At 42.2% G+C, this 10,991-nt stretch carries 9 protein-coding genes; all 9 read right to left on the bottom strand.

The features are described 5' to 3' along the window. Window positions 1–24 precede the first annotated feature (24 nt). Window positions 25–1,062, bottom strand: a complete 1,038-nt coding sequence (tnpB, locus tag VE944_RS28650; RefSeq protein WP_324985432.1) for an IS200/IS605 family element RNA-guided endonuclease TnpB — start codon at window positions 1,060–1,062, stop codon at window positions 25–27. A gap of 66 nt (window positions 1,063–1,128) precedes the next feature. Next, window positions 1,129–1,338, bottom strand: coding sequence for a hypothetical protein (locus VE944_RS28645; protein WP_324985429.1), 210 nt, complete (start codon window positions 1,336–1,338; stop codon window positions 1,129–1,131). 347 nt (window positions 1,339–1,685) lie between these two features. Then, the gene (locus VE944_RS28640; protein ID WP_324985426.1) at window positions 1,686–3,077 is read right to left on the bottom strand and encodes a PP2C family protein-serine/threonine phosphatase; all 1,392 of its coding nucleotides are present in this window, start codon (window positions 3,075–3,077) and stop codon (window positions 1,686–1,688) included. Window positions 3,078–4,118: 1,041 nt separating this feature from the next. Further along, window positions 4,119–5,783, bottom strand: coding sequence for a signal recognition particle-docking protein FtsY (gene ftsY / locus VE944_RS28635; RefSeq protein WP_324985423.1), 1,665 nt, complete (start codon window positions 5,781–5,783; stop codon window positions 4,119–4,121). Window positions 5,784–5,931: 148 nt separating this feature from the next. Then, window positions 5,932–6,573, bottom strand: coding sequence for a transcription antitermination factor NusB (gene nusB / locus VE944_RS28630; RefSeq protein ID WP_324985420.1), 642 nt, complete (start codon window positions 6,571–6,573; stop codon window positions 5,932–5,934). Between the two features lie 410 nt (window positions 6,574–6,983). Next, window positions 6,984–7,748, bottom strand: a complete 765-nt coding sequence (locus VE944_RS28625; RefSeq protein ID WP_324985435.1) for a DUF502 domain-containing protein — start codon at window positions 7,746–7,748, stop codon at window positions 6,984–6,986. A gap of 458 nt (window positions 7,749–8,206) precedes the next feature. Further along, the gene (locus VE944_RS28620) at window positions 8,207–9,115 is read right to left on the bottom strand and encodes a glycosyltransferase family 2 protein (RefSeq protein WP_324985417.1); all 909 of its coding nucleotides are present in this window, start codon (window positions 9,113–9,115) and stop codon (window positions 8,207–8,209) included. A gap of 114 nt (window positions 9,116–9,229) precedes the next feature. Beyond that, complete coding sequence (hpsJ-B, locus tag VE944_RS28615) at window positions 9,230–10,072, bottom strand: hormogonium polysaccharide biosynthesis protein HpsJ (RefSeq protein WP_324985413.1); 843 nt, start codon at window positions 10,070–10,072, stop codon at window positions 9,230–9,232. Window positions 10,073–10,427: 355 nt separating this feature from the next. Beyond that, a partial coding sequence (locus tag VE944_RS28610; RefSeq protein WP_324985410.1) for a TIGR04282 family arsenosugar biosynthesis glycosyltransferase occupies window positions 10,428–10,991 on the bottom strand: 564 nt, incomplete at its 5' end.

Raw genomic sequence — 10,991 nt, 5'->3', positions numbered from 1 at the left:
AAGTCCCTATTGAATCCCCTAAATTTATTTATGGGGTTTCCCTTCTGCCCTCTGCCTCCTGCCTCCTGCCTTCTCAAAAGTTTGAGATGAGGGATAAAAAGTACCAACTTTCTGCACAATTCTGTCATGCCACAAAGCTTTATATTCCAGCATGGTAACGAACTTAGACCAACTAGCGTCTGAAATACTCAGTGCTAGTGTGTGATTCTTCACCATGTTGGCAACTCGCAAATCCTCAATACAGATAATGCTGTTTTCTTTGATTAACCGAGTTGACAGCTTGTGCAGAAAGTCATCTCTGAGATTAGTAATTCTCTCGTAGGTACGAGCCAGCTTGATTTTCGCTTTGACTCTATTACTACTACCTTTTACACTGCGGGATAGCTTTTTATGTGCCTTACGTAGCTTTCTTTTTTGAGTTCTGTAATACTTCGGGTTATCTACTGTTTCACCATTACTAGTAGTTAGATAAGACTTCAGTCCTAAGTCTAAGCCAATATTTTGTGTTACCTGGGGATATTTATCTATCTCAGCTTCACACAGGATACTAGCAATATATTTACCAGATGAAATGCGACTAATAGTAACGTTTACAAGCTTTCCGGTAATGTATTGAGACTTGTGGAATCTTACCCAACCTACTTTCGGAAGCTTTAAACGATTCTCTATAATTTGAATGTTGCCGTTGGTGAGATTAGTTTTGTAAGACTGTTTACACCCACGCTTCTTTTTAAATTTAGGAAAACCTACACCCTTTTTCCCTTTAATCTTCTTTAAGTCAGCAAAAAAGTTTTTGTATGCTGTCTCTAAATTTTTCAGTGAATTTTGCAAAGCAAACTTATCTACTTCCTTCAACCATTCAATTTCTTTTTTGAGTATAGTTAGCTGTTGACTACAAGTGTTGTAGTTTAAAGTTTTTCCCTCACTTGCATATAACTCTTTCTTCAGCGCCAAAAAGCGGTTGTACACATATCTGGCACAACCAATCGTCTTATTAATTAAGACTTCTTGATTGTGTGTGGGTATGAGAGTAACTTTAAATGCTTTTTGGATGGATGACAATTTATTGAATTTGCTGAATACGTTTTAATTTTGACACAAAGTCACACTTAATATAGAGCGCCTAACTCATGACTGGAAGTCACGAGTGTGCGGCTTGAAGGCATCAATAGCATCTGGTAAAAACTCAGCATCAAGAATTTGGGCAATGGAATAAGGACATTCAACTGGAAACGTATTTATTGGTAAAGCAAAACTCCGTCGTAGCTGTTGTGAACTTGCTACGGCGGAGAAAGGAAAAATTAAAACGCTAAGAGCGAGCAGGCCAAATGCTTGCATCACAAGGATAGAAAGAAAGCAAAAATGAAGAAGTAAATTTACCTTTTACTTTTTACCTTGTACATTTTACCTAGTCTCTCCCTCGGCGTTTCCTACTGTGCTAGATGTGCAAAATATATAGTTTTTACTTCAACAGAAAAGTATTCTAAGGATCATTTTTGATGTATTATCTTAAAGGCTAAATGCAAACAATTCACCAAAAAAGGTTGATGTGCGACCATTTAGGCGATCGCTACGGAAATTCAAAGAAAAAATAAATAAAAAATTAAATTTAGTAAAATTACTCTAGTCAATCCCCAGTCACCATTGGTTTAATCATGACTTGATCAACCGAAAATGGGTAATAACTATAAAATTTGCAGAACAACTAGTGTCATATCATCAGTGTTTTGCTTATCAGCACCAATGAATTGCTCAACTTGGTCGAATAGGTAATCTACAATCTCCTCTGGGCCATTGCAGTACTTGCAAGCCGTATTGAAGCCAGCGACAAAGTTATCTTCATCGAAGCGATCGCCACCAGCAGCAGCAGCATCAGTCAAGCCATCTGTATAATAAATAATTGTATCCCCAGGTTCTAACTGTGCCTGAGCATCTTCATATTGGCTGTTAGCATCCAAACCAATTAACATTCCTAGAGTATCTAAACGGCTAACAGTTTTTGTAGCTGCGTGCCACCACAAGGGAGGATTGTGTGCCGCATTGCTATAAGACAAAATTCGGCTGTGGGGATTAAATTCTGAATAAAATAGCGTTATAAAGCGGTGGGAATTTTCCAAATCCGCATACATAACTCTATTTAAGTTTTGTAGAATTCCGGCAGGGGAATTGCCATGTAGCACTTCTCCCCGTAACATTCCCCGCATCATCGTCATAATCAGCCCAGCCGGAACACCTTTGCCCATGACATCTCCAATAACCAAACCCCAGCGACTATTTTCCGTGCTGCCTTTGGTCGTGGGTTGGATTTTATTGTGATTGGTAGCAATAAAGTCGTAATAGTCTCCGCCGACGCGATTGGCTGGTTTACAACGTGCCGCCAGGACTGCACCAGGAATCGTGGGACATTGACGCGGCAAAAGTCGCCGTTGAATTTCTGCGCCAATTTCTAGTTCTTGGTCTAGGCGTTCTTTTTTTCTTAGTTCTACAGCTAGTTCATCGTTTTCGATCGCAACGGCTGTTTGGTCTGCTACTAACCTAACTAACTTTTGCCTGGTTTCTGTCCAACTATATTCTGGATCGCGGCTCAAGACGTAGAGCCATCCCCGTTCTGTATGCTTCACCAGAATCGCCGTACCAAAGATTTGCACATCTGGCCCTAGATAGCGATGCATCTGGTCATCTAAAAGCCCCGTAGCATTGGCTAGAGGGGCAGCATTGGGCAGAAGCGTGATTTGACTGCTGGCTATTTCTAGCGCTTTGCGGATATTTTTTCGCTGGCGACTATCTTGCCAATGTAACTGCTCTAACCTGACTTGACCATTAGGTTTGTAGAGAAACAGGGCACTTCCGTCTGCATCTGTCACTCTAGTTGCCATCAGGGGGATCAGTTCCAAAAACTGATTCAAATTATTGAAACTTCTTAGGGCAAATCCTAAAGAACTGAGCAAATCTTGAATTTTGTTCTGTTCCCGGTGCAACCTTGCCACGAGTTCTTTTAGTGCTACGACTGGTGTGACATCTGTCGCGGCACTACTATTGTTGTCAATGGGTTGAGAGGGCAGTTGAGACACAGGCACAGGTACTATTGCACTTTATATTGGCAGATTTTAGATTACTTATAAATTTTTTGCCTTTGGCATTGCTAAACCATATTTAGACAAGACTTGTCACTTTAGCAAGAGTATAAAGACGTAACAGGTAACTTTTATCAGTATTTTATTTGCTTATTGTATTTATGATGGAAAATTTTTAATTTCAAATCATGTATTTTTAGCCAAAAACTAATCCGTAAAAATTACTAGTTTCAGTGATAGTTAGAAAGCTTTTCATTTTTTCATAACTTAATTACCAAAGCATATCTCTAAAGTCATAAAAATACTTTATTAAAAGAATAATTTATAACCCTTTCAGAGTAACTGTTTGGGCAGGGGCAACTTGGAGACTAGAAGTTTTTTGAGTGAAAAACCCGATTTTCTAGAGAAAATATTCGTAGATACTTTCGCAAGTAGGAGCTGAGAATACACCTGGGAGTGTTGAACTAGCTTACTTACACCAATTCGCTTTTTGAGTCCACAGTGGACGATTTTGCGAAGTTCTGATGGTCGGAAGCTGTCCTTTTCCTAATGTCGGCATTGGGCAAACAGATGATGCTCGTACTTTTACTCTTAAGTAAGTTACGTGCAGTGTGCAGTTCTGCCAACTCGCTAGCGCAATTCCTTCGATCTAAGAATACAAGTTGCCATAGCCAACACCCATAACCTGCAAAGGCAAACCCCCCACAGTGCTGGACTTTGTGCTGGCTCCCCAACGCACTGCTCGCCGCTCTGCTGTCCATTTTGCAATAGTTTTATTTGCGGGGGTGAGCGTCTCGCTTGCCCTTTAAATACCTTGCTGCAAGATGGAAGCTTCGGGGGTTTTGTGTGTTGCGTTTAAATGCCCATTCAGAGAGTGAAAAAAGGCACTAGCTTGAGATTTTAGCAAAAGTTATCCATTTATTGCGACAAACTTATGATTTACAGGAATTGATCTGTTTCTAATGAGTTCAAGTGATAATACCAGATCAGTAATCCCTAAATTTATCAGTTGTCAAGAAAAATACTTAACCCCAAATTTTTCAGTTAGCCGCTCAAGAGAGCTTCGACAAACTCATAGCTAGAAAAGGGGCGCAGGTCTTCAATTCCCTCACCAGCACCAATAAAGCGAATGGGTAAACCTAGCTGTTGCACAACGGCAAGGGCAACACCGCCTTTGGCTGTACCATCGAGCTTGGTTAAGACAACGCCACTCAGTTGGGCAGCTTGGGAGAAAACTTCGGCTTGCCGCAGTCCATTTTGCCCTAAAGTGGCATCTAGAACTAAAAGAGATTCTACTTTGGCATTTGGGGCTTTTTTGTCGATAATTCGCCGAATTTTGCTAAGTTCGTCCATTAAATTTTTCTTGTTTTGCAGTCGGCCGGCTGTATCAACTAGAAGTAATTCGGTTTGACGCGCTTGAGCGGCTGCGATCGCATCAAACACAACTGCTGCCGGATCTGTATTCTTTCCCGGATTAGAAATTACTTCTACACCACTTCTACTACCCCAAACCTTCACCTGTTCCACGGCGGCGGCGCGAAAGGTGTCTGCTGCCCCAATCAAGCATTTATAACCAGATTTTTGTCCCAGATGGGCAATTTTACCGATGGTGGTAGTTTTACCGGCACCATTTACACCAGTGATTAACCAAATATTCAAGGTTTCTTTTTCTGGGGTAAAGATAGTTTTGTGGGATGCAATGCTTGGTGCATCGAGCATATCCCGGAGGATTTTTTTTAGATAAGCGATCGCTTCTTCAGGTGCAGTAACTTCTTCTCGAAGTTTTGTCTGTAGGGCATTGATAATAAAGTCTGTCGCTTCTACACCCACATCAGCTTGCAAGAGCAATGCCTCAATTTCTGTCACAGCAGCTTGGTTTAGAGGCCCTTGACCAACGATCGCCTTTAGTTGGTTAAGAATGCTACGACGAGTTTTATCTAACCCTTGCCGGAGCTTTTTCAGCCAGGTAATTTCTTCAATAGAAACGTCTTCTGGACTTCTACCTTGAGCTGCTAAAACTTTCGCCGACCAGACAAACCCATCATCAAATACCAGTCCAGGAATTTCCTCTCCTGTCTCTGAAGTTGTAGCTACTGGCTGTACTACCTCTGGTTCTGGAACTTCAATGGCGGTGGCCATTAGTTGTTCCAGCTTGGCTTGCCGTTCTGCCGCCGCCCGTTCTAAGAAGGATAGTGCTGTTGGCTGTGTTGCCTCTGGCGTAGCTACTGGTTCGGTAGGCGTTGGTTCAGCTTCATTTGCCGTGGGTTCTAGGCTGGAGACATCTTGATCAGCAATTGCTGCTACTGAGGAATCTTCTATAATTTCTTCTTCAGTAGCAGCTTGGATAACTTCTGGCTGTGCTGTTTCTACGGTTGTATTAACAGGTTCCTCAATTGTTTCTGGTTCGGTAATTTCCGCAATTACCGTTTCTGCGGTTTCAGGTTCTGCTAATGCTGGTGAGGCATCTCCTGAATCAACCGGGGTTTCTACTACCTCGTCGGCTTGTTGTTTTTGCTGAATATTTTTGTAAGCTGCTTTAGCAAACGCTAACAAGTCTGTCGTTGTGTCTGGAGCACTTTCAGCAGTTGGCGTTGACGTTTCAGCTGGCTCTGGCTGAGGTTCTTGTGTAGGAAGAGTTTCTTCCTGTTTCTTATCAGAGGGAGTGTCAGAGGAATCGTTATATTTACGACGGAACCAATTAAAAACCATTGCAGCAGTATTAGTTATATTAAGTTATAAGTTATGAGTTTAATTTAACTTGGGGCATTGAGCATTAATCAATAGTTCTTCTTCGCCTGCTTCCCCTGCTCCCCCTGCTCCCTCATCCCCCTGACTTTGGCAAGTAATTATATAAAGGCTATGCTGTCTTTTTCTGCTCAGTGACTCGGCGCAAAACACCGTTAATAAACCGATGACCATCGTCTCCACTGTAGCGTTTTGCTAGCTCCACAGCTTCGTTAATGGCAATACTGTCTGGAACTCCTAAGAACTTCATTTCAGCCACAGCGATTTGCAAAATATCGCGGTCAATTTGAGCGAGGCGAGTTACTTGCCAATCTACTAAGGCAGTAGAAAGCAGTTCATCTATAATTTGTCGATTTTCGTTGACGGTAATCACAAGCTCTTTAGCGTAATTACGGACTCCCTTATCCTGATTAGCTAACTGAATCAATACTGGGAAATCAACTGCCGTACCCAACTGATTGATTGCTGTCTGGGTACAGGCGATCGCTTCTTGCAGCATTGTTCTAGCAGTATTGAGATCGGAGGCCCGAGTTTGGCTACTTAAAAGGCGATCGTTACTGCGTTGCAGTTCACCTGCGGCATTATCGAGGGTATCTTGCACTTCTGAAGTCAGAGTGCGTACTGCTCCTAGCACCAACTTGGATACTAGTTGATCGTCTTCCAACTTATCTAATTTCTTTGGGTTGACTGGCAATTGGCTAAGGCTTAGAAGCGCCAATTCACGAGCAATTTGCTGGGGTTTACGAGGTTGCATAAAACTGAGGGGTGATTACGTAAGAACTAATTAACTAGACGGGACAAACCTACTATTGTATCATTTTTTTTGCACAGTCAAACAACATTACGCATTTGCTTGTGACTATGCCAGATTAATTTTGAAGAAGAATACAGAATAAGAAAGTCGGGAATTCAGACCCGCCACTAAATTGTAGACCACCAAATTTTCATTTTACGCGCGAGTGTTTCACCGTTTATTTAGACGCTCTTGCTAGCTTGCTTATTTGCAGAAGTATGAGGACTAGCTAATGCTGCGCTATCCGCCAGTAGCCACTAAACTTGTCGTTGGCGCAGCCTAAGAAGAGAAGTGTCACACAGAATTAAATTCTGTTAGCGGTAGCGGGGCGTTTAGCCCATTCTGAATTCTGACTCCTGAATTCTGTTTTGTTAACTTTCTTCAACGGGAACAACCTGCTGCTTGATTTCGTTGTGTTTCACTTCCAGTGTGGACTCTTTGGGGAAAACCAAGGGCGTATTGGGGGCGACAATGCCACCTGATACAACTATTTTAAAAGCGTCTTCAATGGACAGGGAGAGGTTTACCACCTCATCTTCAGGAACTACTGCGTACCATCCGGTAGTCGGATTGGGCGTAGTGGGTATAAAAACACTTAGTACGGGACGAGGCATCTGGGCTTGGATATCGCTGCTGATTGCACCAGTAACAAAGGCGATCGCCCAAATTCCTCGGCGGGGATACTCTACCAAAATTGCTCGGCGAAACTTGCCATTAGAATCTTTTAGTATTGTTTCTAAAAGCTGCTTGAGGGTTTTGTATACCTGTCCTGCTAAAGGAATTGCCTGTAATAATCGCTCACCAAAATCTAACAACCACCGCCCAGCAATATTGCGAGCCATCAAGCCCATCAATAAAATACTTAGTAAGGGTACAGCCAATCCTACTAATAAATTCAGTAAATTTACTAAAATTGGGTTTAACCCATCAAAGGGATTCAGTTGTTTGGGAATTTGGGTGAGAAAGTTGATTACCCAAGTGGCAATGGTAATAGTTAGCCAGATAGTAGTTGCTAGGGGAATTACTACCAACAAACCAGCGATCAGGTCGTTTTTTAAGTCCTGTTTTAGGCGATCGATTACCAAGCCCCGATTCTCCTGTTTTAAGCTAGAGGAACTTTTGTTATTGGTATTAATACCAGCAGATTCGTCAAATTCCAAAGACTTTAACTTTAGGCAGTTTCTACCGCAAGTAACTGTCCAAAACGCTAGCATCCTGGCTACTGACGCAAAAACACGTACTTGTTGCTGGAAATCAGCTATTTTCCTACAAGCATACACATAGACATTAACCAATCTGATGCCGACTGGTTATTTTCAAAGGATGTTACTTTTCTTTGTAAGACTTGTAAACGATTGTTGCAAGTCCTTAGGTATTACTAATCTACCGCGCTCAATCAAAAGCTGCTCATGATTGTGAAAGTACGCGCGGGTAAACAAAGGAATTATTTTATCTCGCCAGTTGAACAGGAGAGGCTTTTATTATGGTAGTTTTTCTTTAAATTTAACACGCCGTAGGATAGCACAACTGTGCTATCCCACTTCTAAAATTTTGCGGCCTACCTATCCGTCGTAAGCGATCGCGGCTTCAAATTTTACGCTACATCAGCCTGTGTCGTTTCAGAATCCACGCACTGTAACTGTTGTGTACTTTCCTGGGCCAGAATTGCTGTTGCGTCTAAATTAGGTTTTGGTAGATACTTCATTTCCCAGACTTTGAGCAAAATCAGATATTCGTAGAATGCCTGCAATGTACACCAAGCAAATCCGGCGCGTCCATCTAAACATCCGCCTAAGATAAAATACATATATACAAACCGTAGCAACGGTCTGGCGGGTAAACGCAAAGACAAATCTTTCAAGGCGCGGCGTTTTTCGACTTCCGATTTGCCAAAGAATAAATCTTGCCAGTTGACCTTTCCCTGTTCTAGTTGATATAGCGTTTCTTGAGCTTCGTCTGTAGAATAACGGTTATGCTTGTCAATCCAGCGACTCAACCCTTTACTGGAAGTGTAGTGTGGGTATGTCTCTTTTAAAAAGCTAGTTGCACCCTCACAAACTTCCCGTTCAGTATGACCATAATCTGTAAACCAGACCTTACCGTGGCAAAAGAGGCGCATTTGGTAACGGGGATACTGTGTGCTATATCGAATCCAACGATTCATGAACATGACACGTTCAGCCACATAGTAACCGATGTAGTCAGGACTCTGACTTGCCTTTTCGCATTCAGCGAACAGTTCTGGTGTCATGCGCTCGTCAGCTTCGAGAATGTAAACCCATTCGTGCTTTGGAGGGATAGACTCTAACATCCAAGTGCGTTGGCGGCCGTGGCTTTCAAAAGCGTGTTGAATGACGCGGATGGGATAGCGACTAGCGATTTCCACAGTGCGATCGCTACTGCATGAATCCACAACAATGATGTCATTCGATAGCATCGCCGATTCGATACAAGCAGCAATATCTAACTCTTCGTTATATGTCAGTATGTAAATTGAGAACATTACCCAAGTTTTATAGCGATTTTACTAAGTGATAATTGCGTTTTTATTGTTATTAGCTATTAGGCGTATGGCAGTATCAGCCCTCAAACTTCCTACTGCCATACCGATAATAGATTAGCGTGCAGCCGCTCTAGGTTTACCACCTTGTATAGCACCGCTACCTTTTAAGCCTGTCCAGCCGATGATAATGTAACCAATGGACAACAGCAAACTGCTAATCCCAATCCGCAGTCCAGACTTCCAAGCATTATCTCTAGCTTGTTGCTGTGCTTCGTCTCTGCGCTGGCGAACTTGGCTTAGTTGTTGACTTTGCAGCGTCTTAATATCTGTTTGTTGTTCGATAGCTGTGTTAAGTGCTTGGGGATCTGTTTTAGCCTTCCTCAACAAATCTTTTATATTTGCAGGAATTTGAGGACTTTCAAGTGCTTGCTTATATCTCTGGTCATCCTTAAGGATTTCACTAAACTGAGCTTTGGTTTGGTTTCGCAGTTGCTCTAATTGAGCTTTTCCTTGCTCAGTATTCAATTGTGCTTGCAATTGTGATAACCGGGCGTTCAGTTGATTTTCTGCCTGATCTGCTTCTTGGGTGATTCGATTGAGTGTTTGAGTCTTAGCTTGATTGACGTTATTGAGGTGTAGGGGAAAAATCAGCAAAAACATCAACCCTAAAATACTTGAGAGGATCACAGCAGGAAATCTTAAATCAATACCTTGGGCGCGATCACCTCCTGCATCAGCACTATCAATCCAATAGGCAGCAAATAGAAGTCCCAAACCTACTAAAGGAACAATTCCCCGATCAACTACCGCTGTCGCCAAGTTGATTTGCCATACCCGATCAGTTGGTTGAAAGGGTAACAAGAGAATCAAAAAGTCAACAAAAAACGACAAAATGCAAATTATTCCAACTACCTTAAGTGTGAGAGCAGTACTCACGGAAGTAAAACGGTTAACCATAGTTTTTTGAACTGGCGGTGAATACGAGTGATTTTCATATTTCAAGCTACTTGAATATTGTGCCTATGACCGTGACTATTGTATAGAAACAGAAAGCAGATTCAATATTGGTAAAGGCTATCTGCCTCTTGGTTTTCAACTAGGCCAGAGTAACATTTGTTATGTACAGTGTCTTCAGGAAATTTGTGGTGTTTTAAAATACGAACATGATGCGGGGCTGTAAGAAAAGACTCATTAATTACCCGATTTCCCTTATTAGAGTTCTCAATCGGTCGTAATATAGGCATATTGTAGGAGCGCACAAATGTACGCCCCTAGTGGGTTTTGCATCCATATAAAAATTGCTATATTTCCCTTATTTTTCCATCTCCCTTGCAAGGGCTTGTTCCCAAATTGGCAGATCCTCCGGTCGGTCAACATCAGCCAAAGGCGACAAGTTCACGTATGATAAATTAAGTTCCTGAGCAATGTCCACGGTTTTCTGGAATACTTGAGCAGTTCCCCACTCGATGTTAACGAATAACTCCGGGATGAATTGGCGCAACCCAATTAAGTAATATCCACCGTCGATCGCAGGGCCAAGTACTAAGTCAAAGGTGTGTAACTTCTCAAAGGCTGTCTCTAGAATCTGGGCATTAACTCCAGGACAATCTGTACCGATGATAATTACTTTTGTGGCATCAGATTGAAAAGCCTCGAAAAGCGATCGCGCCATCCGCGAACCTAGATCCCCTTCACCTTGAGACTGGTAAACCAAATCCAACCCCAGCCAGTCTTGCATAAGTTGCGAATCCCCACCTGCAAATCTCACTTCTACAGATATGGCAATGGCTTTTTGCAATTCTTGAACCTGAAATATTGTATGCTCAGTCATTTCCCGTTGAAGATTGGCAGCACCAAGAGTTCCCAAAGCAGGTAT

This window comes from Nostoc sp., assembly GCF_035638895.1.
Lineage (GTDB): Bacteria > Cyanobacteriota > Cyanobacteriia > Cyanobacteriales > Nostocaceae > Nostoc.
Note: the sequence above shows the minus strand (reverse complement) of the source record. Positions and strands in the feature narration are given on the sequence as shown.